29 protein-coding genes are annotated in these 26,640 nt (G+C 70.6%); 10 read left to right on the top strand and 19 right to left on the bottom strand.

Going from position 1 to position 26,640, the window contains the following annotated elements:
- Window positions 1-84: 84 nt before the first annotated feature.
- The 10 genes from GGR64_RS06915 to GGR64_RS06870 form a co-directional block, all read right to left on the bottom strand.
- The gene (locus GGR64_RS06915) at window positions 85-1,200 is read right to left on the bottom strand and encodes a hypothetical protein (protein ID WP_184644764.1); all 1,116 of its coding nucleotides are present in this window, start codon (window positions 1,198-1,200) and stop codon (window positions 85-87) included.
- Window positions 1,197-2,378: an ATP-grasp domain-containing protein gene (locus GGR64_RS06910; protein ID WP_184644762.1), complete on the bottom strand. Its 1,182-nt coding sequence runs from the start codon at window positions 2,376-2,378 to the stop codon at window positions 1,197-1,199. The genes GGR64_RS06915 and GGR64_RS06910 overlap by 4 nt, the downstream gene beginning before the upstream one ends.
- On the bottom strand, window positions 2,371-3,219 hold the full coding sequence (locus tag GGR64_RS06905; RefSeq protein ID WP_184644760.1) for an MBL fold metallo-hydrolase: 849 nt from the start codon (window positions 3,217-3,219) through the stop codon (window positions 2,371-2,373). The genes GGR64_RS06910 and GGR64_RS06905 overlap by 8 nt, the downstream gene beginning before the upstream one ends.
- Window positions 3,216-4,193: an NAD-dependent epimerase/dehydratase family protein gene (locus tag GGR64_RS06900; RefSeq protein ID WP_184644758.1), complete on the bottom strand. Its 978-nt coding sequence runs from the start codon at window positions 4,191-4,193 to the stop codon at window positions 3,216-3,218. Before GGR64_RS06900 ends, GGR64_RS06905 begins: the two co-directional genes overlap by 4 nt.
- Before the next feature lies 1 nt (window position 4,194).
- Window positions 4,195-5,211: a 3-oxoacyl-[acyl-carrier-protein] synthase III C-terminal domain-containing protein gene (locus GGR64_RS06895; RefSeq protein WP_184449394.1), complete on the bottom strand. Its 1,017-nt coding sequence runs from the start codon at window positions 5,209-5,211 to the stop codon at window positions 4,195-4,197.
- Between the two features lie 109 nt (window positions 5,212-5,320).
- Entirely contained in the window at window positions 5,321-5,767 is a 447-nt protein-coding gene (locus GGR64_RS06890) for a GNAT family N-acetyltransferase (RefSeq protein ID WP_221236098.1), read from the bottom strand.
- A 237-nt stretch (window positions 5,768-6,004) separates the two neighbouring features.
- On the bottom strand, window positions 6,005-6,706 hold the full coding sequence (locus GGR64_RS06885) for a glycosyltransferase (RefSeq protein ID WP_184644756.1): 702 nt from the start codon (window positions 6,704-6,706) through the stop codon (window positions 6,005-6,007).
- A 64-nt stretch (window positions 6,707-6,770) separates the two neighbouring features.
- Window positions 6,771-7,766 (bottom strand): aldo/keto reductase, encoded by a 996-nt coding sequence (locus tag GGR64_RS06880; protein ID WP_184644753.1) that lies wholly within the window; start codon window positions 7,764-7,766, stop codon window positions 6,771-6,773.
- Between the two features lie 53 nt (window positions 7,767-7,819).
- Complete coding sequence (locus GGR64_RS06875) at window positions 7,820-8,239, bottom strand: carboxymuconolactone decarboxylase family protein (protein WP_237475368.1); 420 nt, start codon at window positions 8,237-8,239, stop codon at window positions 7,820-7,822.
- A 32-nt stretch (window positions 8,240-8,271) separates the two neighbouring features.
- Window positions 8,272-9,390: an aldo/keto reductase gene (locus GGR64_RS06870; protein ID WP_260302926.1), complete on the bottom strand. Its 1,119-nt coding sequence runs from the start codon at window positions 9,388-9,390 to the stop codon at window positions 8,272-8,274.
- Window positions 9,391-9,483: 93 nt separating this feature from the next.
- Here GGR64_RS06870 and GGR64_RS06865 point away from each other — a divergent pair, with 93 nt between their 5' ends.
- Entirely contained in the window at window positions 9,484-10,395 is a 912-nt protein-coding gene (locus GGR64_RS06865) for a LysR family transcriptional regulator (protein WP_184644751.1), read from the top strand.
- A gap of 205 nt (window positions 10,396-10,600) precedes the next feature.
- Here GGR64_RS06865 and GGR64_RS06860 read toward each other — a convergent pair whose 3' ends face one another.
- Window positions 10,601-11,170: a flavodoxin family protein gene (locus GGR64_RS06860; protein ID WP_160968160.1), complete on the bottom strand. Its 570-nt coding sequence runs from the start codon at window positions 11,168-11,170 to the stop codon at window positions 10,601-10,603.
- A 108-nt stretch (window positions 11,171-11,278) separates the two neighbouring features.
- A complete protein-coding gene (locus GGR64_RS06855; RefSeq protein WP_184644749.1) occupies window positions 11,279-12,184 on the bottom strand; it encodes a LysR family transcriptional regulator in 906 nt (301 codons plus the stop codon).
- A gap of 107 nt (window positions 12,185-12,291) precedes the next feature.
- Here GGR64_RS06855 and GGR64_RS06850 point away from each other — a divergent pair, with 107 nt between their 5' ends.
- The 4 genes from GGR64_RS06850 to GGR64_RS06835 all read left to right on the top strand — a co-directional run bounded on the left by GGR64_RS06850 (window position 12,292) and on the right by GGR64_RS06835 (window position 16,368).
- On the top strand, window positions 12,292-12,693 hold the full coding sequence (locus GGR64_RS06850; RefSeq protein ID WP_184644747.1) for a DoxX family protein: 402 nt from the start codon (window positions 12,292-12,294) through the stop codon (window positions 12,691-12,693).
- A 30-nt stretch (window positions 12,694-12,723) separates the two neighbouring features.
- A complete protein-coding gene (locus GGR64_RS06845; RefSeq protein ID WP_184644745.1) occupies window positions 12,724-13,530 on the top strand; it encodes a class III extradiol ring-cleavage dioxygenase in 807 nt (268 codons plus the stop codon).
- A gap of 94 nt (window positions 13,531-13,624) precedes the next feature.
- Window positions 13,625-14,869: a putative DNA modification/repair radical SAM protein gene (locus tag GGR64_RS06840; RefSeq protein ID WP_160968152.1), complete on the top strand. Its 1,245-nt coding sequence runs from the start codon at window positions 13,625-13,627 to the stop codon at window positions 14,867-14,869.
- A gap of 56 nt (window positions 14,870-14,925) precedes the next feature.
- Window positions 14,926-16,368, top strand: coding sequence for a UdgX family uracil-DNA binding protein (locus GGR64_RS06835; RefSeq protein ID WP_184644743.1), 1,443 nt, complete (start codon window positions 14,926-14,928; stop codon window positions 16,366-16,368).
- A gap of 121 nt (window positions 16,369-16,489) precedes the next feature.
- Here the strand turns inward: GGR64_RS06835 and GGR64_RS06830 are convergent, their stop codons facing one another.
- Window positions 16,490-17,080, bottom strand: coding sequence for a fasciclin domain-containing protein (locus tag GGR64_RS06830; protein ID WP_160968148.1), 591 nt, complete (start codon window positions 17,078-17,080; stop codon window positions 16,490-16,492).
- Between the two features lie 264 nt (window positions 17,081-17,344).
- The gene (locus GGR64_RS06825; RefSeq protein ID WP_160968146.1) at window positions 17,345-18,013 is read right to left on the bottom strand and encodes a class I SAM-dependent methyltransferase; all 669 of its coding nucleotides are present in this window, start codon (window positions 18,011-18,013) and stop codon (window positions 17,345-17,347) included.
- Between the two features lie 164 nt (window positions 18,014-18,177).
- Here GGR64_RS06825 and GGR64_RS06820 point away from each other — a divergent pair, with 164 nt between their 5' ends.
- Window positions 18,178-19,815: a Na+/H+ antiporter gene (locus tag GGR64_RS06820; protein ID WP_184644741.1), complete on the top strand. Its 1,638-nt coding sequence runs from the start codon at window positions 18,178-18,180 to the stop codon at window positions 19,813-19,815.
- Window positions 19,816-19,982: 167 nt separating this feature from the next.
- On the opposite strand, the gene GGR64_RS06815 is transcribed toward GGR64_RS06820, so the two are convergent.
- Window positions 19,983-20,462, bottom strand: a complete 480-nt coding sequence (locus GGR64_RS06815) for an Lrp/AsnC family transcriptional regulator (RefSeq protein WP_184450413.1) — start codon at window positions 20,460-20,462, stop codon at window positions 19,983-19,985.
- A 111-nt stretch (window positions 20,463-20,573) separates the two neighbouring features.
- On the opposite strand from GGR64_RS06815, the gene GGR64_RS06810 reads away from it, so the two are divergent.
- The 3 genes from GGR64_RS06810 to GGR64_RS06800 all read left to right on the top strand — a co-directional run bounded on the left by GGR64_RS06810 (window position 20,574) and on the right by GGR64_RS06800 (window position 23,380).
- The gene (locus GGR64_RS06810; protein WP_184644739.1) at window positions 20,574-21,503 is read left to right on the top strand and encodes a DMT family transporter; all 930 of its coding nucleotides are present in this window, start codon (window positions 20,574-20,576) and stop codon (window positions 21,501-21,503) included.
- Between the two features lie 171 nt (window positions 21,504-21,674).
- Window positions 21,675-22,622: an ABC transporter ATP-binding protein gene (locus GGR64_RS06805; RefSeq protein ID WP_184644737.1), complete on the top strand. Its 948-nt coding sequence runs from the start codon at window positions 21,675-21,677 to the stop codon at window positions 22,620-22,622.
- Complete coding sequence (locus GGR64_RS06800; RefSeq protein ID WP_184644735.1) at window positions 22,619-23,380, top strand: ABC transporter permease; 762 nt, start codon at window positions 22,619-22,621, stop codon at window positions 23,378-23,380. The genes GGR64_RS06805 and GGR64_RS06800 overlap by 4 nt, the downstream gene beginning before the upstream one ends.
- A gap of 76 nt (window positions 23,381-23,456) precedes the next feature.
- Here GGR64_RS06800 and GGR64_RS06795 read toward each other — a convergent pair whose 3' ends face one another.
- Window positions 23,457-23,699 carry a DUF3297 family protein gene (locus GGR64_RS06795; RefSeq protein ID WP_048492240.1) on the bottom strand — a complete coding sequence of 81 codons (243 nt, stop codon included), beginning with the start codon at window positions 23,697-23,699 and terminating at the stop codon, window positions 23,457-23,459.
- Between the two features lie 146 nt (window positions 23,700-23,845).
- Between GGR64_RS06795 and GGR64_RS06790 the strand changes: the two genes are divergently transcribed.
- Window positions 23,846-24,385: a hypothetical protein gene (locus GGR64_RS06790; RefSeq protein WP_184644733.1), complete on the top strand. Its 540-nt coding sequence runs from the start codon at window positions 23,846-23,848 to the stop codon at window positions 24,383-24,385.
- A 128-nt stretch (window positions 24,386-24,513) separates the two neighbouring features.
- Here the strand turns inward: GGR64_RS06790 and GGR64_RS06785 are convergent, their stop codons facing one another.
- From GGR64_RS06785 to motB, 3 genes are all read right to left on the bottom strand, one after another.
- On the bottom strand, window positions 24,514-24,798 hold the full coding sequence (locus tag GGR64_RS06785) for a DUF4031 domain-containing protein (RefSeq protein ID WP_160968132.1): 285 nt from the start codon (window positions 24,796-24,798) through the stop codon (window positions 24,514-24,516).
- A 9-nt stretch (window positions 24,799-24,807) separates the two neighbouring features.
- Window positions 24,808-25,338 carry a hypothetical protein gene (locus GGR64_RS06780; RefSeq protein ID WP_184644731.1) on the bottom strand — a complete coding sequence of 177 codons (531 nt, stop codon included), beginning with the start codon at window positions 25,336-25,338 and terminating at the stop codon, window positions 24,808-24,810.
- Window positions 25,339-25,442: 104 nt separating this feature from the next.
- Window positions 25,443-26,639, bottom strand: a complete 1,197-nt coding sequence (gene motB / locus GGR64_RS06775; RefSeq protein WP_184644729.1) for a flagellar motor protein MotB — start codon at window positions 26,637-26,639, stop codon at window positions 25,443-25,445.
- Window position 26,640: the final 1 nt, after the last annotated feature.

Genomic DNA, 26,640 nt, shown 5'->3' with positions numbered 1-26,640 from the left:
GCGGGTGTACCCGGCATTCGGCAGAACACGCGCGTTTTGCGCTGAAAACGGTTACGGAATGCAAAACACGCGGCGCGGCGTCGCTCATAGCCGGTAGCGGCGCATCAGCGGGACGCCGATGCGCCGGGTCAGCGTGCCGAGCGCGGCGATCGGCTGGCGCCGTCGCAACGGCAGGTGGCGCGCATCGACCGCGCTGTATTCGATGACCGGCAGGCCGCCGCGCTGGCGTTTGAAGCTGGCTGCGCCGGCACTCTGGTTCAGGCGCTGGCCGTACCGACGCGCATGGTCGATGCCGCAGGCGGTGAGGGTGCGGTACAGCGCCAACCGCTGCGGCAGGCGCAGGTCGTAGCCGACGATCGGCGCGGTCACGGTGCCGCCGATGCCGAACAGGCCGGTGATGCAGACCAACTGCCCGGTATCGTCGCGGAAGCCGTCGAAGCGCAGCAGACCGGCGCGGTGCCAGGCGCGCAGGAAGCCGGCGTGGTAGGCCGGATTGCAGCGCGAATATTTTTCCAGATACAGCTGCGCATACAGCGCGGCGATGCGCGGATAGTCGGCCTCGCCGATGGCGTCGTTGCCACAGCGCTGCAGGTCGCGGCGGTCCACCAGCTTGAGGTCGCGGGCCAGGTCGCGATGGCGCAGCAGCTGCGGCCAGTCCTCGTACAGGTACACCTGGCGGCTGGCGATCAGGGTGAAGCCTTCGGCCTGCAGCGCGTGCAGCCACTGCGGCGTGTCCACCGCATTGAGCGAGCGGAACCACAGCGCGTGGTCGGGCCAGCGCGCGCGTGCGGCGTCCAGCAGCGTGCGCAGGCCGCCCGGCGGCAGCGGCGGATACAGGTTGGTGGACAGCAGCCAGTTGTTGAGGGTGACCGCGCGGTCGATCCGTGCCCAGTCCAGCCACGCGCCGATGCCGCCGCACAAGCCGCGTACCGGTGCGGCCAGCGCACCCGGCAACAGCCGTGCGGCTTCCTCGGCGGCATAGTCGGCATACGTGGTGCGCGGCGAACATACCCAGGCGTTGCCCGGGTGACGCTCGCCGACCGTCACCGGCATTGCCAGTGCGCCGGCCTGCAGCACCTCGATGCGCGCATGCGCGTTGTCGGCCAACTGCTGCGCATCGCCACCGGCATGCAGCGCGGCGAAGCGCTGCAGCTGCGCGGCGTAATCGGCGGCCGCGGCGTCGGCGCTGCCGGCGTTCATGGCGGCGGCAACGCCTCGCCGTCCCACTCGGTATCGCGGGTGGCGGCCTCGCGCACACTGCAGCGCTGTGCCAGCGCCAGCCGTGCATGGCTGCCCAGGTCGCACAGCGTGCCGGCCAGCGGCCAGCGGTCGCCGCGCGGCGCCAGCACGTCCTCGGCGCGCGCGTAGTCGTGGCGCCACTGCCGTAGCCGGCCCTGGCCCAGCGCCGCCGGCAAGGCCACGCCCAGCATCAGCATGGCCAGCATCGCCGCGCGATCCTCGGCCGGGCGCAGCGGCGCCTGCGCCCGGCCCGCGTCGCCGCTCAGCAACGCCACCAGCGGATCGGTCGCGGCGAACAGGTGCAGGCCGCTGGTCGCACGCGGATTGCATTCGATCACGCTGCAGCGCCCTTGCGCGGAGACCATCCAGTCGAAGGAGATCTGCCCGCTGAAGCGCAGCGCCTTTACCAACTGCGCGGTGAAGCGCTCAATCTGCGGATCCGGCGCGGCGTCGAAGTAGTAGCTGGAACTGCGCCGCAGGCGATAGCGCGGGCGGTACACCGCATGCGCCAGCAACACGCCGTCGCGCGCCAGTGCATACGAGCAGCGCTCCTCGCCGGTGCAGTAGCGCTGCGCGACCCAGTCGCCCTGGTCGGGCAGCGGCGTGGCGTCGGTGGGCACGCCGTGCGGGTACAAGCGCACATGCACGCCGAAGCGCGAGAACTCCGGCTTCAACACCAGCGGCGCGGTACCGGCCCACTCGCGTGCCTGCGCCAGGCTGCGCACGCGCACGCTGTCCGGCACCTCGACGTCGCTGTCCAGGCCGCGCGCCAGTTCCATGAAGGCGTACTTGCTGTGCAGCGCGCGCAGCGTGTCGAAGTCGTGCAGCGGCAGGTGCAGCTGCGCCGGCAGCGCGCTGCGGTAGCGGGCCAGGTAGAACACTTCCTCGCAGGTCGGCATCAGCACGTCGATGCGCTGGCGTGCGAGCACGCCATTGAGATCGGCCAGCCAGGCGCGCGGTGCGTCGCGCGCGGGCGCGACGCGGTGATGCGCGGCGACCGCACGCGACCAACCGGAGATGCGGCTGGCGACGCTGTCGGCCAGGTGCACCCGCCAGCCCTGCGCGGCGAAACGGCGCGCCAGGTCCAGGGCGACCGGCGCACGCGCGCCGGTGATCAGCACGCCGGGTGCATCAGCCATGCGTGTGCCCTGCCCGCGTCGGCCGCCATTGCCGGCAATGCGAGGGCACCAGCCGCAACTCCGGCTCGGCCTGGCGCAACGCATGCAGCCGCGCCAGCGTGTCGCGATAGACGCGGTGCTCGCCGAGCAGGTGGGTGACCAGCGCCGGCGGCGGCGTACCGTCGGCGAGCGCGGCGCTGGACCAGGCCGCGTCGGCGATCAGGAACACCGGGCCATGCGCGTCCTCGAACCACAGGCCGTAGTGGCCGGGCGCATGCCCGGGCAGCGGCACCAGCAGCACGCTGCCGTCGCCGAACAGATCGCGCGGCGTGCCGAAGTCGCGCAGCGGAGCGGGCGGCATCGCCGCGGGCAGCGCCTCGATCCAGTGCATGCGTGGGCGCGCGCCGTGCAGCAGCGCCGGCAGGAAACCTTCGCGCAACGCGGCCAGCCGGCCGCGGCGCTGCAGGTCGTCCCAGGCCTGTTGTGCGCAGGCCAGACGCGCATGCGGGAAATCGGCGACGCCGCCGACATGGTCGCCGTGGAAATGCGACAGCACGATCCAGCCGATGCGGTCCGCATCCACGCCGTCGCGTGCGAGCTGTTCGCGCAGCGATTGCCCGGGTGCCAGCTGCACGGGGGTCAGCCAGCGGTACAGGCGCTCGGGAAAGCGCGCGGTGGCGTCGAAGAAGTGGGGCGAATAGCCGGTGTCGAACAACAGGTCGCCGTGCTGCGGATGCTGCAGCAGCGCCGCCAGCGCCGGGAACGGGCATGGTGCCAGCGGCGCGCCGCGGCGGGTGGCGCGTTCCGGATGCGTGCAATGGCCGGCCTCGTACAGCCGCCAGCGCAGCCGTGGCGCGCTCATCGTTGCCCCAGCGCGGCCAGCCCGGCCTCGGTCGACAGCACCGGCGCATAGCCGAGCTCGCGGCGCGCGCGGCCGATGTCCAGCGTTTGCGAATAGCCGAGCACGCCGATGCCGTAGCGGCTGAGCCGCGGTTCCGGTTGGCCGCGCCGGCGCAGCGCGATCTGTTCGCCGAGCGTGGCCAGGGCCAGCGCCGGCCCGCGCGGCACCGGCAGCAGCCGCACGCGCAGGCGCAGCACCGCGAACAGCTCGGTCACCAGGTCGCGGACCGCGATCGGTGCGCCGTTGCTGATGTTGTAGGCGCGGCCGTCGCCGATGTGCTCGGCGCGCAGCGCGGCCAGCGCCGCGGCCACCGCGTTCTCCACACAGCACACGTCGATCATCGCGCGGCCGCCGTCGATCAGCGGGAACCAGCCGCGCTGCGCCACCGCCAGCAGCCGCGGCACGATCGCGTTGTCGCCATGGCCGAACACCGCGCGCGGGCGCAGCACCACCGCCGGCAGCCCTGACGCCGCGGCGGCGCGCACCTTTTCCTCGGCCTCCCACTTGGTCTGCGGGTAGCCGCCGATCCAGCGCGCCGGCGGGGTGAACTCTTCGGTGATCTGGTACTGATCGGCGAAGCGAAAGTAGATGCTCGGCGAACTGAAGTGCACGAAGCGGCGCACGCGTGCGGTCAGCGCGGCGGCGAGCAGGCGTTCGGTGGCGACCACGTTGGCCAGGCGGAAGGTCTCGGCACTGGCCCACGGTGCCGACAGCGCCGCGCAGTGGATCACTGCATCGCAGCCGTGCAACAGCGGCGCAAGGTCGTCGCGGCACAGCTCGGCGCGCACCACCTCGATGCGCGGATCGCCGGCGAAAGCCGACAGCTTGGCGGCGTCGCGGCCGCTGGCGCGCACCGGCATGCCGGCAGCGGCCAATGCGCGCACGATGTAGGCGCCGATGAAGCCGGAGGCGCCGGTGACCAGGACGCGTGCCATGTCAGTAGCGCAACACTGCGCCGCCGAACGCCAGCCCGGCGCCGGAGCCGACCAGGCCGATCAGGTCGCCACGGACGATGCGGCCGCTGTGGATCGCTTGGTGCAGCGCGCTGGGAATGGACGCGGCCATCTGGTTGCCGTGGTCGCCGATGATCTCGATCAGCGCGTCCGGCGCCAGCCCCAGCGCGACGCGCAGGTGGCGCAGCGCCTTGGCGCTGGCCTGGTGCGGCACGATCCGCTGCAACTGCGCCAGCTCGACTCCGGCCTGCGCCAGCAGCCGCTGCAGGAAGCCGGGCAGCTTCGCCGCGGCGAGGCGATAGGTGGCGCGGCCGTGCATTTCGAACTGCGAGCCGGCGCGCAGCGCCTCGACGCCGTGCTCCAGACGCAGGCGGGTGCCGCCGGCGCGCACGCGGCAGTGGTCGATGCCTTCGGAGTAGGTCTCCAGCCGCGCCGCCAGCAACTGCGAGCCGCTGTCGCCGGTGTCGGCGCCAACCACCACCGCCGCGGCGCCGTCGCCGAACAGCGGCGCGGTGTCGGCATCGTCCGGGTTGAGGCCGACGCTGGCGATCTCGCTGGAGACGATCAGTACGCGGCGATAGCGGCCGGCGGCGATCGCGCAGGCGGCCAGGTCGAGCGCAGCGATGAAGCTCAGGCAGGTGGCGTTGATGTCGAAGGCCGGGATGCCGCTGCCCTGCAGGCCCAGCCGCGCGTGCAGCAACGCGGCGCTGCACGGGATCGCCTGTTCCATCAGGCTGCAGGCGCTGATCACGCAATCGACCTCGTGCGCCTGCAACTGCGCGGCCTCCAACGCCGCGCGCGCGGCGCGCTCGCCCATCGCCGTGGCCGGCTCGTCGGCGCCCGCATAGTGCCGCGTGGCCACGCCGGTATGCCGCAGGGTCCAGCCGGCGGGCTTGCCCCAGCGCCGGTCGAAGGTCTCTGCCGGCACTTGCTGCGCGGGCAGATACGCGCCCGTGCCGAGAAGACGCAGCGCGATGGGCCTGCTGGTGTGGACGCTCATCCGTAAAGCTCGCACAAGGGGCGCGCAGCGTACTGCCAGCGGATCGGCGCCGGCAACTGCGCGCGGGACGATCGCGCCGTTGCCTGGCGCTGGCGATCGCAAGCAGTCCTCAGTCGCGCAACGACTTGGCGAAATATTTGGGCACTTCGACGAAGCCTTCCCGCCGATAGAAGGCGTGCGCCCGTTCGCGGCGGCGATGGCAGTGCACCTCCAGGCGGTCGCAGCCGCGCTGCCGCGCCAAGGCCTCGCCCTGCGCCAGCAGGCGCTGCCCCACGCCGGCGCCGCGTGCGCGATCGTCCACGCAGAAGTAGCTGATGCGGCCGATGTCGCCGGCCAACGCCAACTGCGGCAGAAAATGCAGCGACAACACGCCCACGACGTCGTCTCCTGCGGCGGCCACCAGCAAGGCGGCGTCCGGATGCGCCAGCAGCTGCGCCAGGCGCGTCTCGATGAAGGCCTCGGTGCCCGGATAGTCCAGCGCCGCCATCAACGCCGCGATGGCGTGCCGGTCCGCCATCACCGCGTTCCTGATCTCCAGCGTACCGTTCTCGTCCATGTGCAGATAGTCGAAAGCGCCCGAGCCTGTAGGGAAATGGATGACACGCCTAGGGCGTGTCATCCATTCCCGAGTATGCCGCGTTGGGCCTGCCAGGCCCAACCCGAAGGGCCGCGGTTGTGCGCGCCCATGGCGGCGTCATCGCTCGGGCATGGACGCACGTCCACTTCCTCGCTCTTCCTTGCCACAGGCGCGCGGCAATCGCGGCGCGGCATGCTCGGGGATGGATGACACGCACTAACGCCCGCGGCGCTGCCCGTACCAGAAGCCGAGCGCGTCGCGCGAGCGCAGCATGCCGCGGCCGCGGCGCAGCAGTTGCAATAGCAGTCCCAGGTGCTCGCGCTTGCTGAAGCTGCGCAGTTTGCGGTCGGAAGTGTGCACCGGCTCGCGCAGGATCACGAAACGTCCTTGCCGCGCCAGTGCGCGGCTCAGCGCCACGTCCTCGCCGGCGTAGTAGCGCTCGTCGAAGCCGCCGGCGGCGACGAAGGCGCTGCGCGTGCAGAACAGGAAGCAGCCGGGGGCGATGCCGGTGCAACGGAACAGCCAGCCGAACAGCGCCTGGGCCAGGCGTTCGTACCAGGCGACGTCGCCGAGCAGGCGCACCTGCGCGCCGCCGCCGACCGCACCGGTGCCGAGCGCGCGCAGCGCCGCCGCCAGTAGCGGGGTGTTGACCCGCGTGTCGGCATCGACGAACAGCAGATGGCGACCGCGGCTGGCGGCGGCGCCGGCATTGCGCACGGCGGCGATGTGCCGCAACTCCACCTCCAGCACCTGCGCGCCGTGCCGGCGCGCGATCTCGGCGGTGGCGTCGCTGCAGGCATCGGCCACCACCAGCGTCTCGCAGTCCAGCCGCAGCGCCTGGGCGGCGACGTGCAGCGAGGCCAGCGTGTCGCCGATCAGGGCAGCTTCGTCGTGCGCGGGGACGATGAAGGAGATCACCCCCGCATGATGCGGGGCCGGCGCGGCGCGGGCAATCGACCCGCGCCGCGGCCGGGGGCGCGGTTCAGCCCTGCAGGGCGCCGCGCGACGCGGCCGGGTAGCGATGGCCGGCGGCGGCATCGGCGGGGAAGATCGCCTCGATCTGCGCCAGCTCCTCGGCGCTCAGCTTCACCTGCAGCGCGCCCAGGTTCTCTTCCAGGTAGGCCAGGCGCTTGGTGCCGGGGATCGGCACCAGGTCCTCGCCCTGCGCCAGCACCCAGGCCAGCGCCAGTTGGCCCGGGGTCACGCCCTTGGCCTGGGCCAGCTCGCGCACCCGCTCCACCAGCTGCAGGTTGCGGTCGAAGTTCTCGCCCTGGAAGCGCGGCGAATGGCGCCGGTAGTCGTCGGCCTCGAAATCCTCCGGCGAGCGGATCGCGCCGGTCAGGAAGCCGCGGCCCAGCGGCGAGTAAGGCACGAAGCCGATGCCCAGCTCGCGCACCGTCTCCAGCACGCCGTCGTGTTCCGGGTCGCGCGACCACAGCGAATACTCGCTCTGCAGCGCGGTGATCGGATGCACCGCATGCGCGCGGCGGATGGTGTCTGCGGCGGCTTCGGACAGGCCGAGGAAACGCACCTTGCCCTGTTCCACCAGCCGTGCCATTGCCCCGACCGTGTCCTCGATCGGCACGTTCGGATCCACCCGGTGCTGGTAGTACAGGTCGATATGGTCCACGCCGAGCCGGCGCAGGCTGGCCTCGCAGGCGGACTGCACGTACTCCGGGCGGCCGTCGATGCCGCGCGCGGTCGGGTCGTTGGGGTCGAGCTTGATGCCGAACTTGGTCGCCAGCACGACCTGGTCGCGGCGCCCGGCCAGCGCCTTGCCGACCAGCACTTCGTTGGTGTGCGGGCCGTACATGTCGGCGGTGTCGATGAGGCTGACGCCGTGCTCGATCGCGGCATGGATGACCGCGATCGAGGCCGCGTCGTCGCTGCGGCCGCCGTAGAACGCGCTCATGCCCATGCAGCCAAGGCCGAGGGCGGAGACGCGGGGGCCGTTGCGGCCGAGGGTGCGGGTTTGCATGGAGATGCTCCTGAGGGGGAGGGGAGGGAGAGCGTGGCCGCAGGGCGGTTCGCTCAGGGTGAGGATTCGCCGAGGACCTCGCGGGCGACGGCCAGGGCATTGAGCGCGGTGGGGAAGCCGACGTAGGCGTACAACTGGTCGAGTACCGCGAAGATCTCCGCGCGGCTGGCGCCGGCGGCGAGCGCCGCACGCAGATGCACGCGCAGTTGCGGTTCGGCGTGGCCGAGGCTGGCCAGCACCGCCACCGTGACCAGCTCGCGGGTCTTCAGCTCCAACGCGGTGCCCGGACGATAGATCTCGCCGAACGCGATGGCCGCGCCGCGGCCGGTGAGCGCAGTGTCCGCATCGTCGGCGAGGGCGCGGATCGCCGCGCCCTGCTGCGCACCCATCAAGGCGGCGATCTGGGCGATGCCGGCCGCTTCGGCGTCGGCCAGGGTCATGCTGCTCGGCAGTGTGTTGGTGGTGGATGTCATGGGACGGTCCTCGTGTGCGAAGGTCGCCGCGCTCAGCGCGGCTGGATGCGGGTGCCACCGCTCAGCAAGGCCTGCGGATTCGGCGAGGCCAGGAAGTCGTGTGGGAAGCCCAGTTCGATCGCGCTGGCCGCGTCCAGCCGCTGCAGTGCCTCGGCGTCCAGGTGCAGGGTGAGTGCGCCCAGGTTGTCCTGCAGTTGCGTCACGCTGCGCGCGCCGACGATCGGCATCGCCCCGCGCGCCAGCAGCCAGGCCAGCGCCACCTGCGCCGGCGAGCGCTGCAACTCGGTGGCAAGCGCCACCACCACCTCGGCCACCGCCAGGGCGTGCTCGTTGAAGGTGCGTTGCGAATGCGCGACCTCGGCGCGGCCCACGCCATCGACCTGGGCGCCGCCGGAGGCGGCCGCGCGCACCCGCGCCAGGTCGGCGGCACCGTACTTGCCGGTGAGCACGCCCATCGCCAGCGGCGACCAGGCCAGCACCGACATGCCCAGCGCCTCGGCCATCGGCACCAGTTCGCGCTCGACCGTGCGCTGTGCCAGCGAGTACTCGATCTGCAGGGCGACGAACGGGGTCCAGCCGCGCAGGTCGGCCAGGGTCTGCATGCGCGCCACCTGCCAGGCGGGGGTGTCGGAGATGCCGGCATAGAGGATCTTGCCGGCGCGCACCAGGTCGTCGAAGCCGCGCATGACTTCCTCGATGCCGGTGGTGCCGTCCCAGGCGTGCAGGTACAGCAGGTCCAGGTAGTCGGTGCCCAGCCGCGCCAGGCTGGCGTCGACCGAGCGCAGCAGCGCCTTGCGGTGGTTGCCGCCGCCGTTGGGATCGCCGGGGAAGGGATTGAGCGCGAACTTGCTGGCGATCACCAGGCGGTCGCGGCGGCCGGCGACGAAGCGGCCGAGCAGGGTCTCGGCGCTGCCGTTGGTGTAGATGTTGGCGGTGTCGAGGAAGTTGCCGCCGGCCTCCACGTACAGGTCGAACAGCCGGCGCGCCTCGTCGGCGTCCGCGCCCCAGCCCCAGTCGGCGCCGAAGGTCATGGTGCCCAGGCACAGCGGGCTGACGCGCAGGCCGGAACAGCCGAGCAGGCGGTAGTGATCGAGGGCCATCGCGGCGGTCTCCAGGTGAGGGTGCGGGAACTGTAGGCGCCACGTTGCCATGGATAAATCCGGGTAATCCGCATGTGCTTTGAAGGTGTGCTAAACAATGCTGGCGCACCTGACGCGTCCGTCCTCTACTGCTGCCCGCTCGCCATGCACCGTCCCCCGCCGCTGTCCGCCGTCGTCGCCTTCGTCCGCGTCGCCCACCATGGCAGCTTCACCCGTGCCGCCGCCGAGTTGGGCGTCTCGCCCTCGGCGCTGTCGCAGACGCTGCGCGCGCTGGAGGCGCAACTGGGCGCGCGCCTGCTCAACCGCACCACCCGCCGGGTCGGCCTGAGCGAGCACGGCGAGCGCTTCCTGCAGCGGGTGGCGCCGGGCCTGGCGCAGATCGACGCGGCCTTCGCCGACCTGGATTTCCTGCGCGACCGCCCGGCCGGCACGCTGCGCATCAACCTGCCGCTGGTGGCCGCCGAGCAACTGGTGTGCCCGCACCTGCCGGCATTCCTGGCGCGCTATCCGGAGGTCAGCGTGGAGCTGTACTCGGACCGGACCCTGGCCGACATCGTCGCCGGCGGCTTCGACGCGGGCATTCGCCTGGGCGAGAGCCTGGCGCGCGACATGATCGCGGTGCCGGTGGGTCCGCCGCAGCGGCAGACCGTGGTGGCCGCGCCGGCGTATTTCGCCGCACACGGGACACCGCGCACGCCGGCCGAACTGGCCGAGCACGACTGCATCCGCTGGCGCCGCACCGACGGTCGCCTGCAGGCCTGGGAATTCACCCGCGACGGCCACGATTTCCTGGTCGAAGTCACCGGGCGGCTGGTGGTCAACGACACCCTGGTCGGCCTGGACGCCGCGTGCCGCGGGCTGGGCCTGGGGCAAGTGTTCGAATGGCAGGTCGCCGCCGACGTCGCCGCCGGCCGCCTGCAGCGGGTGCTGGACGACTGGCACGCGCCGTTCGCCGGCTGGCACATCTACTACCCGGCGCGCGAGCACCTGCCGCCGAAGCTGCGCGTGTTCATCGATCACCTACGCGCAGCGCACGCGGCCGGCCGCGCTGCGTAGAGCGCGGCGCAGGCCGGTGGTCGGCACATTGCGACGTGGGGACAAAGAGGACAGGCGGCAGTGCCGCAACCGCCGCCGCGATCGTATCGCGGCTAGGAGCAGCGCCAGACCGGCACGGCCAGGCGCCGAGGGGCGTCGCGTCGCCCAGAGACCGCTTGCGATAGGGGTGCAGGGTGCCGCCCTTCGCGAGCGGCACCCGACGGACTCAGCCCTTGAGCTTGGCCGCGAACTCGGCCACGCGCTTGCCGAGCAGGCGCGCGGTCTCCAGGTCGCCGCTGCGCGGCGCCTCGTCCGGGGACGCATCGGACGGCGAGATCGCCAGCGCGCCGCCGGAGCCGGCGGTCCAGTTCACGTCGTCGGGGCCGTGCGCCTTGGTGTTGGACGGCAGCAGGCCGGTACCGACCCAGATCTGGCCATGCTGCTGGGACAGGGTCCAGAAGTAGCCGATGGTGGCGAACTTGTCGCCGTTGACCGAGGCCGAGTTGGTGAAGCCGGCGGCGACCTTGTCCTTCCAGGCCTGCGAGAACCACGGCTTGGAGCTGGCGTCGGCGAACTTCTTGAACTGCCAGGCCGGGCCGCCCATGTAGGTCGGGCTGCCGTAGATGATGGCGTCGGCCTGGCCGATGGCCTCCCAGGCGCCGTCGGGCAGGTTGCCGTCCTGGTCGATGCGGTACAGCGTGGCCTCGCCGACGCTGGCGGCGCCGGCGTGCACGGCCTCGGCCTGCTTGACGGTGTGGCCGTAGCCGCTGAAGTAGACGATCGCGATCTTGCTCATGCGCGGACTCCTGAGGGTGTGGGGGGAAAAGCGCGGGCATTGTGCGCATGCGCGGCCGCCGCGATCAGCGCCATCGGCGGGATGTTGTGTCCGACCGCGCGCCGCGGTTCAGCTCTCGGCCGGGGCGCGCATGGTGCGGTCGATGCCGACCTCGACCAGGTAGTCGATGAAGCTGCGCACCTTCGGCGCCAGGTGGCTGCGGCTGGCGTACACCGCGTACACGCCGATCGGCCCGATCTCGTGGTCGGGCAGCACCCGCACCAGGCGTCCGTCCTCCAGTGCCGCCTCGGCCATGAAGTCCGGCTGCACGGTGATGCCCATGCCGGCGATGGCCGCCTCGCGCAGCACGTCGCCGCAGTTAGCGCGCAGGGTGCCGGCCACCCGCACCTGGGTCGCGCCGTCGGGGCCGTGCAGAGTCAGGTCGTCCTGCACGTAGCTGTAGCTGAGGAAGGCGTGGCCGGCCAAGTCGGCCGCCAGTTGCGGGGCGCCGGCGCGCGCCAGGTAGGCTGGGGACGCGCACAGGAAGGCCTGCACTTCGCCGAGCTTGCGCGCGATCAAGGTCGGCGCCACCTGGCGGGTGATGCGGATCGCCAGGTCGTAGCCTTCCTCGACGATATCCACCAGGCGGTCGGACAGCGACAGATCGAGGGCGACCTGCGGATAGCGCACGCTGTAGCCGGCCAGGCGCGGCCCGAGCCGGGCGACGCTGAAACTGAAGGGGGCGTTGATCCGCAGCGTGCCGGACGGCGTCAGCGCCTGCTCGCCGACCGCCGCCTCCATATCGTCGAACTCGGCCAGCAGCAGCTGGCAGCGTTGGTAGTAGGCGGCGCCGACACTGGTCGGGCTGACCCGGCGCGTGGTGCGGTTGAGCAGGCGCGAGCCCAGGCGCTGCTCCAGCCACGCCACCTGGCGGGTGACGCTGGCGGTGGAGATGCCCAGCGCGTCGGCGGCGGCGTTGAAGCCGTTGCGGTCGACCACGGCGACGAACACCCGCATGGCATCCAGCGTATCCATTGTTGCGCATCCTGAAATTAATCTTCGGAATAAAGGTAATTTATCCGTGGTGGCGATGGGAATAGCCTGTGCAGCGTTTCCCATCCCACCGCTGTCGGAGATCCTTCATGTCCGCTCCCGTCTCCCGCCTGGCGCCCTATGGCGCCACCTTGCTGCGCCTGGCCCTGGGCGCGCTGTTCCTGGTGCATGCGCTGACCAAGCTGCTGGTGTTCACCCCGGCCGGCACCGCCGCCTACTTCGTGTCGCTCGGCCTGCCTGGCGCGCTGGGCTATGTGGCCATGGCGCTGGAATTCACCCTCGCCGCGGCCTTGTTGCTCGGCGTGTACGCGCGCTGGGTCGGCCTGCTCGGCATCCCGCTGCTGCTCGGCACCATCGTCAGCGTGCACGGCGCCAACGGCTTCGGCTTCGCCAATCCCGGCGGCGGCTGGGAGTACCCGGCGTTCTGGGCGCTGGCGCTGGCGGTGCTGTTCCTGATCGGCGACGGCCGCTTCGCGTTGCGCTCGCGCTGAGCGCGGCGCTCCTTCCTCCGGAGACCTTCCATGTCCCGCCTGCCTTCCCTGTACATCTCGCACGGTTCGCCGATGACCGCGTTGCAGCCCGGCCTGGTCGGCACGCGCCTGGCCGAACTGGCGGCGACGCTGCCGCGGCCGCGCGCCATCGTGCTGGCCTCGGCGCACTGGCTGGGCCGGCGGCCGCTGGTCGGCGCCGCGGCGCAGCCGCAGACCATCCACGACTTCGGCGGTTTCCCGCAGGCGCTGCATGCGATGCAGTACCCGGCGGCGGGCGCGCCGGCACTGGCCGAGCAGGTCGCCGAGTTGCTGGAACAGGCCGGGCTGCAGCCGGTACTGGACCCGCGCCGCGGCCTGGACCACGGCGTGTGGGTACCGCTGTCGCTGCTGTACCCGCAAGCCGACATCCCGGTGGTGCCGCTGTCGATCCAGCCCGAACTCGGGCCGGAGCACCACCTGGCGCTGGGCCGCGCGCTGGCGCCGCTGCGCGAGGACGGCGTGCTGGTGATCGGCTCGGGCAGCATCACCCACAACCTGCACGACTTCGGCCGCTACGCCGAGGGCAAGGAGGTGCCCTACGTGCGTCCGTTCATCGAATGGACCGAGCAGGCGTTGCGCCGCGACGACGTGCCGGCGATGCTCGACTACCGCCGGCAGGCCCCGTTCGCCGCGCGTGCGCATCCCACCGACGAGCACTGGTTGCCGATCTACGTGGCGATGGGCGCGGCCGGCGCGGAGGGGCTCGGCGCGCAGCGCATCGACGCCGGCATCGACGCTGGCCTGCTGGCGATGGACATCTACCGCTTCGACGGCGCTGTGGCGCGTGCCGCGGCCTGAACACCGGGCGCGTCGACTGAGCGGTTCATCGCGGTGAAGGCCGCAGCGCATCCGCGTCTCACCGTTTGAGACGCGGACCCGGCATCGTCGGCCGGTGAATACCCTCGAAAAACTCGCCGTGCTCGCCGACGCGGCCAAGTACGACGCGTCCTGCGCCTCCAGCGGCGCCGACAAGCGCCATTCGCTGCGCAGCGGCGGCATCGGCAGCACCGAGGGCATGGGCATCTGCCATTCGTACACGCCCGACGGGCGCTGCGTGTCGTTGCTTAAGATCCTGCTGACCAACTTCTGCGTGTTCGACTGCGCGTACTGCGTCAACCGCGTGTCCAGCAACGTGCGCCGCGCGCGCTTCACTCCGGCCGAAGTGGTCAAGCTGACCCTGGATTTCTACAAGCGCAACTACATCGAAGGCCTGTTCCTCTCCAGCGGCATCATCCGCAACAGCGACTACACCATGGAGCAACTGGTGGAAGTGGCGCGGCAACTGCGCGAGGAGCACCGCTTCGCCGGCTACATCCATCTCAAGACCATTCCCGACGCGGCGCCGGAACTGCTCGCCGCCGCGGGCCGCTACGCCGACCGGCTCAGCATCAACGTGGAGTTGCCGACCGAGCGCGGCCTGGCGCAACTGGCGCCGGAGAAGAACGTCGGCGGCATCCGTGCGGCGATGGGCGAATTGCGTTGGCGCATCGAGGAGAGCAAGGAAGCGCGCAAGGCCGAGACGCGGGTGCGCGCCAAGCCGCCGCGCTTCGCCCCGGCCGGGCAGAGCACGCAGATGATCGTCGGTGCCGATGGCGCCGACGACCGCGCGATCCTGCACACCAGCCACAATCTCTACGGCAACTATCGGCTGCGCAGGGTCTACTACTCCGCGTTCAGTCCGATTCCCGACGCCTCCAGCAAGCTCCCGCTGCAGGCGCCGCCGTTGCAGCGCGAGCACCGTCTGTACCAGGCCGACTGGCTGCTGCGGTTCTACGACTTCTCGGTGGAGGAGATCGCCCCGCCCACCACCAGCGGCATGCTCGATCTGGACGTGGACCCCAAGCTGGCGTGGGCGCTGCGCAACCCCGAGCGATTCCCGGTGGATCTCAATACCGCCGCGCGCGAACTGTTGTTGCGCGTGCCGGGATTGGGCACGCGCAACGTCGAGCGCTTGCTGCTGGCGCGGCGGCATGCGCGGCTGCGGGTCGAGGACCTGGCGCGGTTGCGGGTGCCGCTGAAGAAATTGCTGCCGTTCGTCAGTGTGCTCGACCACCATCCGCGGCAGCGGCTGGACGATCCGCAGCGGCTGCGCGCGCAATTGGCGCCGGCACCGCGGCAGGCTGGGTTGTTTGACTGACACGATGGGCGCGGTCCTTTGCGTTCGCGGCGCCAGCGCGATGCGCGGGGCGGGCCATGTTTCAGGCTGAGGTGGTGCCGCCGTGGAGCCTGGAGGCGTGGCGGGCGGTGGCGCGGGCGGCGTGGTGCGCACAGGTGGCGCCGGAGACGCTGGCCTGGGATGGCGATGCGCAGGGCGGCCTGCTGGTCGGGACCGACGTCGCGACGCTGCCTGCGCAGGTCCAGCCGCCGCGGGTGTCGGCGGAGTTCCTGGCGCTGGCCGGTGCGGTGCTGTGCCATCGCGATCCGCAGCGTCATGCGCTGCTGTACCGCCTGCTGTGGCGCATCGCCGGCGGCGAGCGCGCGCTGCTGCAGCGGGTCACCGATGCCGACGTGCACCGCGCGCAGCAATGGGCGCAGGCGGTGCGCCGCGACAGCCACAAGATGAAGGCATTCGTGCGCTTCCGCGAGGTGCCCGGCGAGCAGGAGGCGTACATCGCCTGGTTCGAGCCGGAGCACCATATCGTCGATCGCGTGGCGCCGTTCTTCGCGCGCCGTTTCGCCGGCATGCGCTGGGCGATCCTCACCCCGTACCGCAGCGTGCGCTGGGACGGCGAGACGCTGCAGTTCGGCGACGGCGCGCAGCGCGCCGATGCGCCGGCCGACGATGCGCAGGACGCACTGTGGCGCACCTACTACGCCAACATCTTCAACCCGGCACGGTTCAACCCGACGATGATGCGCCAGGAGATGCCGCAGAAATACTGGAAGCATCTGCCGGAGGCGCAGCTGCTGCCCACGCTGATCCGCGATGCCGGGCAGCGCGTGCGCGAGATGGCCGAGCGCGCGCCCGAGCCGGTGCGGCGGCGCATTCCCGCGCCGGCACCGGCGCCGGTGGTGGCCGCCGACGACAGCCTCGATGCGCTGCGCGCGGCGGCGCGCGACTGCCGCCGCTGCCCGCTGTGGCAGCCGGCCACCCAGACCGTGTTCGGCGAAGGCCCGATGGATGCCGCGGTGATGGTGGTGGGCGAGCAACCCGGCGACGAGGAGGACCTGAGCGGGCGTCCCTTCGTCGGCCCGGCCGGGCGCCTGTTCGACCGCGCGCTGCAGGAACTGGGCCTCGACCGTGCCGGTCTGTACGTCACCAACGCGGTCAAGCATTTCCGTTTCGAGCAGCGCGGCAAGGCGCGGCTGCATCGCAATCCCGAGCGTGCCCACGTCGAGGCCTGCCGGATGTGGCTGGCCGGCGAACTGGCACGGGTGCGTCCGCGCATCGTGCTGTGTCTGGGCGCGACCGCGGCGCGTGCGGTGCTGGGCAGCGGCTTTGCGCTGATGGCCCAGCGCGGGCAGTGGCAGGCGCTGGACGATGGCACCCGCGCGTTGGCCACGGTGCATCCGTCGTGGGTGCTGCGCCAGCGTGGCGGCGAGGCGGGCGAGGCCGCCTATCAGGGCTTCGTGCGCGACTTGCGCGTGCTGGCAGCGCAGGTGCCGATGCCGCACGCAGGCGGTGCCCGCGACTGACGCCCTGTGCGCGTGGCGCGGTCGTCGTCGGCGGAGCGCCGTCGTGGTCGGCCGCATGCACGTGCAAAACGGGGACGGCCGTAGCCGCCCCCGCGATGCCAATGCACCCCCCGACGTGTGCTTACGGCATCAAAACCTTGTCCACCACATGGATCACGCCATTGCTCTGCATCACGTCGGCGGTGGTGACGTGCGCGGTGTTGCCCTTGCTGTCGGTGAGGGTGACCTTGCCGCCGCGGGTCTTGGCGATCAGCGTTTCGCCCTGCACAGTGGTCAGCTTGGCGCTGCCGCCGCCGGCCTTGATCTGCGCCAGCAGCGCGGCCGCATCGAGCTTGCCCGGGACCACGTGGTAGGTCAGCACCTGGGTCAGTTTTTCCTTATTTTCCGGCTTGAGCAGCGTGTCCACGGTACCCGCCGGCAAGGCGGCGAAGGCGGCATTGGTCGGTGCGAACACGGTGAACGGGCCGGCGCCCTTCAATGTGTCCACCAGGCCGGCGGCCTTGACCGCGGCGACCAGGGTGGTGTGATCCTTGGAGTTGACCGCGTTGTCGATGATGTCCTTGGTGGCGTACATCGGCGCGCCGCCGACCATCGGATTCGGCTTGGCCTCGCTCATCGCCGCGTGGTCGTGCATCGCGGTTTGGCTGGGGGCGGCCATGGCAGGCAGGGAGACGAGGCCGGCGAGGGCCAGGGACAGCAAGTGGATCTTCATGGGCTTGCTCCTTGAAAGGGATGCGCGGCCAGTCGGCCGTGCACCTGTCTTTACGCGCGCTGCGCCGGCGCGGTTGCATCACGCCGTCCAGATAATGATGAACGGAGGTCGCTGCCGGTTGGGCACGCACGCGCTGAAGCAAACAGGCCGTACGACGGCAATGCGTACGATGTGCCTAAACGGAGACGTTGCGTCGTCAACCGTCCATGCCGGCGCCGCCACCTTCCAGCGCTGGTGAGCGCTGGACAGATTCAGCACCTCGGCTCAGCGGCGCTGCAGCACGTAGCTGTTCTCGAAGCCGTGGGCGCAGCCGAGCACGTGGAAGTCGCCGAAGTAGCCGGCGGCGCGCAGCAGGTCCACGGCCGGGCCGACCTCCGGCGAGTATTCCCAGTCGCCGTAGTCGTCGAACACCACGAACCCGCCGGAGACGACACTCGGTCCGTACAGCAGGAAATCCAGCAGCACATTGCGCCCGGTGTGTCCGCCGTCGATGTGCAACAGCGCCACCTTCGGCTCCATGGCGTAGAAATGCTCGGCGCAGAACTCCGAATAGCCGCGGATGAAGCGCGCATTGGGCAGCAACTGTTGCCGGTAGTGGTTGAATTCCTCGAACTGGTTCGGCAACGCGAACGGATCCATGCCGATCACCCGGCGCTCGCGCCCGCAGACCTCGTTCATCAGCACCAGCGACTTGCCCTTCCAGACCCCGATCTCCACCAGGTCGCCCGGCACGCCCTCCAGCAGCAGGCACAGGTAGCCCAGCAGCCGCACATGGTCGTGGAAGGACAGCTCGCGCCGCTCCATCGCGTGCTCGGCCGGCAGGCTGGCCTGGGCCTGGACGAAGTGGTCGCCGATCAGGTCCCAGACCCGCTGGACGCTGCCTTCCGCCGCCTGCGCCTCGATGAAGCGGTTGAGTTCCTGGATGGTGAGCATGCGGTCTCCGGCGGAAGGCGCCGGTGTCCACCACCGGCCTGCAGCAGGATAGTAGCCGTACACGCCCGCCGCGCCACTGGACATCGCCGCCGCGGTGCGCTTTGCTTGCAGGCTCCCCCCATTCATGGGCGGCGCCGCCTGCGTGGCGCCGCTGTCGGACGAGCATGCATTCGATCGAAGTGGTCTTGGCGATGTTGCTGGCGGTGGTCGCCAGCGGCTATCTGGTGCGCGTCCTGCCGTTCTCGCTGCCGTTGCCGCTGGTGCAGATCGGCCTGGGCGCGATCATCGCCGGGGTGTTCAAGAAGGGCTATGCGCTGGAGCCGGAACTGTTCTTCCTGCTGTTCCTGCCGCCGCTGCTGTTCCTGGACGGCTGGCGCATCCCCAAGCAGGGCCTGTTCCGCGACAAGGGCGTGATCCTCGAACTGGCGCTGGGCCTGGTGGTGTTCACGGTGCTCGGCGCCGGCTTCCTGATCCACTGGATGATCCCGACCATGCCGCTGGCGGTGGCGTTCGCGCTGGCCGCGGTGGTGTCGCCGACCGACCCGATCGCGGTGTCCTCGATCGCCGCGCGCGCGCCGATCCCCAAGCGGCTGATGCACATCCTCGAAGGCGAGTCGCTGCTCAACGACGCGTCCGGCCTGGTCTGCTTCCAGTTCGCGGTAGCCGCGGCGATCACCGGCACGTTCTCGCTGGCCGATGCCTCGCTGACCTTCCTGTGGGTGGCGCTGGTCGGCGTGGCCGCCGGCATCGCGGTGGTGGTGGGCACCAGCCTGGCGCAGCGCTGGGTGTGGCGCCAGGTCGGCGAGGAGCCGGGCGCGGCGATCCTGGTCAACCTGCTGCTGCCGTTCGCCGCCTACCTGCTGGCCGAGGCGATCAACGCCTCGGGCATCCTCGCCGCGGTCGCCGCCGGCATCGCCATGAGCTACGTGGAGCTGAGCGGCCGCGCCCCGGGCAGCATGCGCGTGCAGCGCTCGGCGGTGTGGGACATGGTCCAGTTCACCCTCAACGGCATCATGTTCGTGCTGCTCGGCGAGCAGCTGCCGGGCATCGTGCAGGGCGCCATGCACAACATGGACGAGGCCGGGCACCTGAATCCGTGGTGGCTGCCCGCCTACGCGCTGGCGATCTACGTCGGCCTGCTGCTGCTGCGCTTTTTGTGGGTGTGGCTGTCGCTGCGCTGGACCCTGCTCAAGGCGCGCCGCCGCGGCGAGGACCGGCAGAGCCCGCCGTGGCGGATCGTGGTGGCGACCTCGCTGGCCGGCGTGCGCGGCGCGATCACCCTGGCCGGCGTGTTGACCCTGCCGCTGGCCCTGCCCAGTGGCGCCGTGTTCCCGGCGCGCGACCTGGCGATCTTCCTGGCCAGCGCGGTGATCGTCACCTCGCTGCTGGTCGCCAGCATCGGGCTGCCGCGGCTGCTGCGCGGCCTGGCGTTGCCGGAAGAACCCAACGACCAGCGGGAAGAGGATCTGGCGCGGCGCGAGTCCTCGCGCGCAGCGCTGGCGGCGGTGGAGAAGCTGCGCCAGCGGCTGGTGCAGGACAGCGAGCACGCCGATCTCTACAACGAGGCCGCCAACCGGGTCAGCGCGCTGTACCAGCGCCATCTCGACCACGGCGAGGCGATGGAGAGCGATCCGGAGGAGGCGCGGCGCCTGGACGCGGTGCTGCGCCAGCTGCGCCACGCCGGCCTGCAGGCCGAACGCCAGGAATTGTTCAAGCTGACCCGCCAGCGCAAGATCTCCGACGAGATCGCGCGCCGGCTGATCCGTAACCTGGATCTGCTGGAGGCGCGGCGGAAGAGCTGAGGGCCGGGAGTGGGGAGTCGGGATTCGGGATTGGTGAAAGCGGGTTCCTGGTGCCGTCCCAGGTCGCGCCGGCTTGGTGTTCTTCGCCCTCTGCCCTCCATGGCGCACGCTGGCCTACGCCTCTGCGCTGCATGGTCTGTCGCAAGCCCCGCGGCTAGCGCATCGCGCTAGGCGTCCTCGACCAGCGGCGGCAGCCGCCTGCGGACCGGGGTCGACTTCACGATGGCGGAATTGGTTTCGGCGCGATCGGTGACTTTTGCCAGGATGCTGTCCAGGTGCTCGATGTCGCGCAGGTAAAGCCGGCAGATGAAGCAGTCTTCGCCGGTCACCTTGTCGCACTCGACGAATTCCGGAATGCGCTGCAACAGTTCCTCCACCAGGTGCAACTGTCCGGGCAGCGGCTTCACCCGCACGATCGCCTGCAAGGTGTAGCCGAGCGCGCGCGGGTCGAGTTCGACCGTGAACCCGGCGATCACGCCCTGGTGCTGCAACCGGCGCACGCGGTCGGCGGTGGCCGGCGCCGACAGGCCGATCTGCCTGGCCAGCTCGCTGGTCGCCATGCGCGCATCCTGCGCCAGCGCGGCGAGGATGGCGCGGTCGATCGCGTCGAGCGGGGCGACGGCGAGTGGGGAAAGGCGGTTTTGCATGGCGACCTTTCTTTCGCAGGAAGATTGCGGGATAAGCTTAATTTTAAGCATGTTTTCGCGGAATCCCGGTTTCTACAATGGCTGTCGTTCGCAGCATTGAAAGGAACCGGGATGGCGTCCAACGAAATTCGCCGTGGTGCGGCCGAGATGGTCGTGGCCATGCTCATGTCCGGCACCATCGGCTGGCTGGTGATGTCGTCACGACAGTCGCCGGTCAACGTGGTGTTCTTCCGCTGCGTGTTCGGCGCGGCCACCCTGCTCATCCTTTGCGCGGCGCTGGGTCTGTTGCGCCGCAAGGCGTTCTCGCCGCGGATGCTGGCACTGGTGCTGCTCGGCAGCGTCACCATCGTGGCGAACTGGCTGCTGCTGTTCGCCGCCTACGGCCGCGCCTCGATTTCGATGGCCACCGCCGTCTACAACACGCAGCCGTTCATGCTGGTCGGACTCGGCGCGATCGTGTTCCGCGAGCGCATCAGCGCCTCGACCGTGGCGTGGCTGGCGGTGGCGTTCGTCGGCCTGGTGGGCGTGGTGCGCATCGCGCCGGCGGTGCTCGCGGTGCCGGGCGAATACCTGCAGGGCGTCGCGCTGGCGCTGGGCGCGGCGTTTCTGTACGCGGTGTCCTCGATCGTCACCAAGCACCTGAAAGGCACGCCACCGCACCTGCTCGCGCTGCTGCAACTCGGGATCGGCATCGTGTTGCTGGCCCCGTTCGTGCATTTCGATGCCTTGCCTACCCGCCCGGGCCAATGGCTGGATCTGGTCGTGCTCGGCGTGGTCAACACCGGCGTGATGTACGTGCTGCTGTACGGCGCGATCCAGAAACTGCCCACCGCGATGATCGGGGCGCTGTCGTTCATTTATCCGGTGGTGGCGATCGTGGTCGATCGCATCGCCTTCGGGCAGTCGCTGGCGTGGACGCAGGTGCTCGGGGCGCTGCTGATCCTGCTGGCGGCGGCCGGGGTCAACTTCGGCTGGCGCGTGCTGCCCTGGCCGCGCCCTACGCGACCGGCCACCGGCAGCCTCGATACCGGCGAACGCTAGCCGGCGTTCGGCGCGGCGACCACGGCGGCGTTGTCAGCGTGTTGCAGGCACCGGCTGGCGCACTGTCCCGCATCCGGGAGAGTGCTTCCGCCGGATCGGGATTTATCCATCACGACCGGGCTTCTACCCTGGGGGCCGTACCGCAGTCGCTGCGCCGCCCAGGGAGTTCCCGTGTCGCCGATCATTTCCGTGCAACAGCTCACCAAGACCTATGCCGGGGGCTTCCAGGCGCTCAAGGGCATCGACCTGGAGATCCGCCGCGGCGAGATCTTCGCCCTGCTCGGTCCCAACGGCGCAGGCAAGACCACGCTGATCAGCATCGTCTGCGGGCTGGTCACGCCCAGCAGCGGCCGGGTGCTGGCCGACGGCCACGACATCGTGCGCGACTACCGCGCCGCGCGCAGCAAGATCGGCCTGGTGCCGCAGGAACTGGCCACCGATGCGTTCGAGACGGTGTGGGCGACGGTGCGCTTCAGCCGCGGCCTGTTCGGCAAGCCGCGCGACGACGCCCACCTGGAGCGGGTGCTGCGCGAACTGTCGCTGTGGGACAAGCGCGGCAGCAAGATCTCCACCCTTTCCGGCGGCATGAAGCGGCGCGTGCTGATCGCCAAGGCGCTGGCGCACGAGCCGTCCATCCTGTTCCTGGACGAACCCACTGCCGGCGTGGACGTGGAGTTGCGCCATGACATGTGGCAGATGGTGCGGCGCCTGCGCGAGCAGGGCACCACCATCATCCTCACCACCCACTACATCGAGGAGGCCGAAGACATGGCCGACCGCGTCGGCGTGGTCGCCCGCGGCGAACTGCTGCTGGTGGAGGACAAGCGCACGCTGATGCGCAAACTCGGCAAGAAGCAACTGGCGCTGACCCTGCAGGCGCCGCTGCCGGCGTTGCCGCCAGCGCTGGCGGCGCAGCCGCTGGAACTTTCCGCCGACGGCGCGACGCTGACCTACACCTACGACGCGCAGGCCGCGCAGACCGGCATCGGCCCGCTGCTGCGGCAACTGGAGGCGCAGGGCGTGGAGATCAAGGACCTGCAGTCCAGCGAGAGTTCGCTGGAGGATATCTTCGTCAACCTGGTGCGGCCGGCCGCCGCCGGTGCGGAGGTGCGCGCATGAACCTGCACGCGATCGCCGCGATCTACCGCTTCGAGATGGCGCGCACCTTCCGCACGCTGACCCAGTCCATCGCCTCGCCGGTGCTGTCGACCTCGCTGTACTTCGTGGTGTTCGGCGCGGCGATCGGCTCGCGCATGGGCGCCATCGACGGCATCAGCTACGGCGCCTACATCATCCCCGGGCTGGTGATGCTGTCGCTGCTCAGCGAAAGCATCTCCAACGCCTCGTTCGGCATCTACATGCCGCGCTGGGCCGGCACCATCTACGAGGTGCTGTCGGCGCCGTTGGCGTGGTGGGAGGTGGTGATCGGCTATGTCGGCGCGGCGGCGAGCAAATCGGTGCTGCTGGGTTTGCTGATCCTGCTCACCGCGCGCGCCTTCGTGCCGTACGAGATTGCCCATCCGCTGTGGATGTTCGGTTTTCTGGTGCTGACCGCGCTGACCTTCAGCCTGTTCGGTTTCATCATCGGCGTGTGGGCCGACGGCTTCGAGAAGCTGCAGGTGATCCCGCTGATGGTGATCACGCCGCTGACCTTCCTCGGCGGCAGCTTCTACTCGATCAACATGCTGCCGCCGCTGTGGCAGAAGATCAGCCTGTTCAACCCGGTGGTGTATCTGGTCAGCGGCTTTCGCTGGGCGTTCTACGGCAAGGCCGACGTGCACATCGCGGTCAGCGTGGGCATGACCCTGGGATTCCTGGCGCTGTGCCTGGGCGTGATCTGGGCGATCTTCCGCAGCGGCTACCGGCTCAAGCCCTGAGGCGGTAGCCGGGGCCGCGGCGTGCGGCCGGCCACCGCAATGTGCCGGCAGGCGCCGTGCCTGTCGGCGGTCGCGCTTACTTGGCGTCGAGCCAGAAGGCTTCGACCTGGCCCTTGACCTTCATGGTCATCGGATTGCCGCGGCGGTCGCGTGCCTTGCCGACCTGCACGCGGATCCAGCCTTCGCTGATCGAGTATTCCTCGACGTTGTCGCGCTCCACGCCGTTGAAACGGATGCCGACGCCGCGCGACAGCGTCTCGGCATCGTGGAAGGGGCTCTGCGGGCTGACCGCCAGGCGGTCGGGGGGCGTGTCGGACATCGTGGTGGCTTCGCGTGGCGGCGGACAGCGCCGTCTTCCGGGCTGCGAAGGATAAACGCCCGCGGTGCCGTTGCCGAGTTCCGCGCTTCCGTCGTCGCGCCGGGCGCGGCACACTGGCGCTCCCCCGTGATGCCCGATCCGCCGCCATGCCCGACAACAGCGCCGACTACGACGATCCCGACGACCTGTTCGACGACGACGACGATCCGGACACCCAGCAGGGCCTGATCTGGAACCTGTTGCTGCTGATCAACCCGGGCGACGAGGAAAGCGCGCTGCGCCAGTTCGACGCCTACCGCGAGGCCGCCGGCGAAGCAGAACGCGAGAACGCCGATTGGCTGTGGACGCTGAAGGACGCGATCGACTGGCGCGCGGGCTTCTACGTCGACGGCCACGACTGCGAGGCACTGATCGGCGCGATCGACGAACTGGCCGCGCGCTGGAACCTGCGCATCGACTGGGGCGGCGACATCGACGACGCCGATTTCCTGGAGGACCACGACAGCGCCTCGCTGCTGGCCGTGGCCTACGACCGCCTGCGCGAGCACGGCTACAGCATCTGGTGCTGGGACGCCGGCAGCGAGATCCGCGCCGGCTGGATGGCGCTCAGCCGCGACGACCAGGACATGCAGCGCCTGGCCGCGATCCTGGGCATCGACCTGCGCCCGGGCAGCGATCCGTTCTAGGCAGACGTCAGTCGGCGCTGCGGGCGTGCTGTAGGAGCGGCTTCAGCCGCGACAGGCTTTCCCGGGAACGCCAGTCGCGGCTGAAGCCGCTCCTACGAAAAGCGCGTTGGCGGACGCGGTGGCATCGCTCACTGCGCCTCGCCGCGCGCCTGCGCACGCGCATGGCGGATCAGGGCTTTCAGCAGTTCGCGATCGCTGTGCCGCGACACCGGCACCGCGCCCAGGCGGATCGCTTCGTCGCGCAGGGGCGCCGGCACGTCGTAGTGCGCGCCGCTGAGCTTGTTCTGGAAGGCGCGGCGGGGAATGCCCAGCCGCGCCGCCATGGCGTGCAGTTCGTCCAGCGTGTCGGCGAGCAGGTGACCCCAGCGCTGGCCGCGCCAGGGATGCACCGCGTCGTCGATGTAGACCGCCATCGGGTCCGGTCAGGCCGGCTTGTGCGTGCCGTCGGCATCCGCCGCGGCGTCAGGCGCCGCGCTGCTGTCGGCCTGCGCCGGCGCGGCACCGGTCGTCTCCGGCGCGTCGTCCGCGTCGGTCCCGTCCTCGTCCTCGTCCGCAGTCTCTGCCGCGCCGTCGCCAGCCGCGAACTCGGCGACCAGCGCGTCCAGATACTCGGCCGGGGTCTGGCCGGCCTCGGCCGCCAGCGCGTCGATCATCTGCTGCAGCTGCGCCGAGTATTCCAGGGTGATGGTGTTGCCTTCCTGCTCCTGCAGGTTGGCCAGGTGCTTGAGCATCGCCAGCATCGGCACCGGATTGTCGGCATTGCCCATGGTCTGGCCGCCGACCGCCAGCAACCACTGGCGTCCCTGCAGGCCGATCGCGGCCAGCACGCGGCCGCTCTGGTCCTGCAGCACGGCATGGTTGGCGATGGGCTGCTCGCGGCCCAGGCGGGCGAAGGGGCGCGGCGACTGCTGCTTCTTGCGCTTGTCGCGCTTGGCTTTGGATTGCTTGGACACGGCGGTCTCGTTGGCGAAGTGGCGGCCATTGTAAGCGCCGCGCCGCGTACGGTCCTGCCGGGCCAGCGCGGTGCGGCCACTGGCCGCCGGATGTGCCGCCGCGATCAGCGTGCGCTGGCCGCTTCGGCCCCGCCGCTGCCGGCGGCAGCCGTCACCGGTGCGCCGCCATTGATGCTGCGCAAGGCATCGCGTGCGGCGGCGGCCGCGGTCTCCGGCGAGGTCGTGCGCGGCTCGGCGATCTGCACCGAGGCCTTGGCCGGTGTCGCAGCCGGTGCCGCCGGGGCAGCGCCAGGCGTGGCGGCAGGCGCCGCCGCGGGGGCACCCTTGCCGGCGGCCGGTGTTGCGGCCGCTTCCGTCGCCGCGGCGCTCAGGTCCGGCACCTTGGTGTCGGCGTCCGGCTGCACCGTGCCCAGGGCCACGCTATGGTCGCCGTCGGCGGTGGCGGCGTCCTCGGCATCCTTGGTCATCACCACGATGCTGATGCGGCGATTGATCGGGTTGTTCGGCACCTGCTTGTCGAACAGCACCGACGAGGACAGCCCGACCACGCGCGAGACCTTGTCCTCGCCCATGCCGCCGGCGACCAGCTCGCGGCGCGCGGCGTTGGCGCGGTCCGCGCTCAGCTCCCAGTTGCTGTAGCCGTTCTTGCCGCTGTACTGGGTGACGTCGGTATGGCCGGTGATGCTGATGTGGTTGGGCACCTGGTTGATGAAGCCGGACAGCTCGTGGAGGATGCCGCGGGTATAGGGCTTGAGCACCGCGCTGCCGAGGTCGAACATCGGCCGGTTTTCCTTGTCCACGATCTGGATGCGCAGGCCGTCCGGGGTCAGGTCCAGCAGCAGCTGGTCCTTGAACGGCTCCAGCGCCTGGCTCTTGTCGATGGCTTGCTTCAGTTCCTGCATCAGCGTTTCCAGGCGCTCCTTTTCCTTCTCGCGCTGGCTGCTCTTGCTGTTGTCGTCGCCCTTCAGGCTCTTGCTGCCGAACGGATCCTTGTTGTTGCCGCGCTGCATTTCGCCGGCGCCGCCGAGCTTGATCATCGAGGTGCTGGCGCCGCCGGGGCCGGCCATGCCGGGGCTCGGCGCCGGGCTCTTGCCGGCCAGCGGACTGGGATTGCGGAAGTATTCGGCGATCGCCGCGCGCTGTTCCTTGGTGGTGGCCGCGACCAGCCACAGCACCAGGAAGAACGCCATCATCGCGGTCACGAAGTCGGCATAGGCCACCTTCCACGCGCCGCCGTGGTGGCCGCCGCCCTGGACCTTCTTGACCCGGCGGATGACGACGGTGGGCTTGGTCTCGGCCATG

The sequence above is a fragment of the Xanthomonas sp. 3307 genome (assembly GCF_014199735.1).
In the GTDB taxonomy this organism is placed as follows: Bacteria; Pseudomonadota; Gammaproteobacteria; order Xanthomonadales; family Xanthomonadaceae; genus Xanthomonas_A; species Xanthomonas_A rydalmerensis.
Note: the sequence above shows the minus strand (reverse complement) of the source record. Positions and strands in the feature narration are given on the sequence as shown.

Coding starts and splice junctions, on each gene's coding strand:
- GGR64_RS06850 (WP_184644747.1), top strand. CDS start 12,292: ATGTCCGCTCCCGTCTCCCGCCTGGCGCCCTATGGCGCCACCTTGCTG.
- GGR64_RS06810 (WP_184644739.1), top strand. CDS start 20,574: ATGGCGTCCAACGAAATTCGCCGTGGTGCGGCCGAGATGGTCGTGGCC.
- GGR64_RS06875 (WP_237475368.1), bottom strand. CDS start 8,239: ATGACATCCACCACCAACACACTGCCGAGCAGCATGACCCTGGCCGAC.
- GGR64_RS06895 (WP_184449394.1), bottom strand. CDS start 5,211: ATGAGCGTCCACACCAGCAGGCCCATCGCGCTGCGTCTTCTCGGCACG.
- GGR64_RS06870 (WP_260302926.1), bottom strand. CDS start 9,390: ATGGCAACGTGGCGCCTACAGTTCCCGCACCCTCACCTGGAGACCGCC.
- GGR64_RS06900 (WP_184644758.1), bottom strand. CDS start 4,193: ATGGCACGCGTCCTGGTCACCGGCGCCTCCGGCTTCATCGGCGCCTAC.
- motB (WP_184644729.1), bottom strand. CDS start 26,639: ATGGCCGAGACCAAGCCCACCGTCGTCATCCGCCGGGTCAAGAAGGTC.
- GGR64_RS06795 (WP_048492240.1), bottom strand. CDS start 23,699: ATGTCCGACACGCCCCCCGACCGCCTGGCGGTCAGCCCGCAGAGCCCC.
- GGR64_RS06890 (WP_221236098.1), bottom strand. CDS start 5,767: ATGGACGAGAACGGTACGCTGGAGATCAGGAACGCGGTGATGGCGGAC.
- GGR64_RS06865 (WP_184644751.1), top strand. CDS start 9,484: ATGCACCGTCCCCCGCCGCTGTCCGCCGTCGTCGCCTTCGTCCGCGTC.
- GGR64_RS06800 (WP_184644735.1), top strand. CDS start 22,619: ATGAACCTGCACGCGATCGCCGCGATCTACCGCTTCGAGATGGCGCGC.
- GGR64_RS06845 (WP_184644745.1), top strand. CDS start 12,724: ATGTCCCGCCTGCCTTCCCTGTACATCTCGCACGGTTCGCCGATGACC.
- GGR64_RS06905 (WP_184644760.1), bottom strand. CDS start 3,219: ATGAGCGCGCCACGGCTGCGCTGGCGGCTGTACGAGGCCGGCCATTGC.
- GGR64_RS06815 (WP_184450413.1), bottom strand. CDS start 20,462: ATGCAAAACCGCCTTTCCCCACTCGCCGTCGCCCCGCTCGACGCGATC.
- GGR64_RS06860 (WP_160968160.1), bottom strand. CDS start 11,170: ATGAGCAAGATCGCGATCGTCTACTTCAGCGGCTACGGCCACACCGTC.
- GGR64_RS06820 (WP_184644741.1), top strand. CDS start 18,178: ATGCATTCGATCGAAGTGGTCTTGGCGATGTTGCTGGCGGTGGTCGCC.
- GGR64_RS06825 (WP_160968146.1), bottom strand. CDS start 18,013: ATGCTCACCATCCAGGAACTCAACCGCTTCATCGAGGCGCAGGCGGCG.
- GGR64_RS06910 (WP_184644762.1), bottom strand. CDS start 2,378: ATGGCTGATGCACCCGGCGTGCTGATCACCGGCGCGCGTGCGCCGGTC.
- GGR64_RS06835 (WP_184644743.1), top strand. CDS start 14,926: ATGTTTCAGGCTGAGGTGGTGCCGCCGTGGAGCCTGGAGGCGTGGCGG.
- GGR64_RS06790 (WP_184644733.1), top strand. CDS start 23,846: ATGCCCGACAACAGCGCCGACTACGACGATCCCGACGACCTGTTCGAC.
- GGR64_RS06855 (WP_184644749.1), bottom strand. CDS start 12,184: ATGGATACGCTGGATGCCATGCGGGTGTTCGTCGCCGTGGTCGACCGC.
- GGR64_RS06830 (WP_160968148.1), bottom strand. CDS start 17,080: ATGAAGATCCACTTGCTGTCCCTGGCCCTCGCCGGCCTCGTCTCCCTG.
- GGR64_RS06880 (WP_184644753.1), bottom strand. CDS start 7,766: ATGCAAACCCGCACCCTCGGCCGCAACGGCCCCCGCGTCTCCGCCCTC.
- GGR64_RS06915 (WP_184644764.1), bottom strand. CDS start 1,200: ATGAACGCCGGCAGCGCCGACGCCGCGGCCGCCGATTACGCCGCGCAG.
- GGR64_RS06785 (WP_160968132.1), bottom strand. CDS start 24,798: ATGGCGGTCTACATCGACGACGCGGTGCATCCCTGGCGCGGCCAGCGC.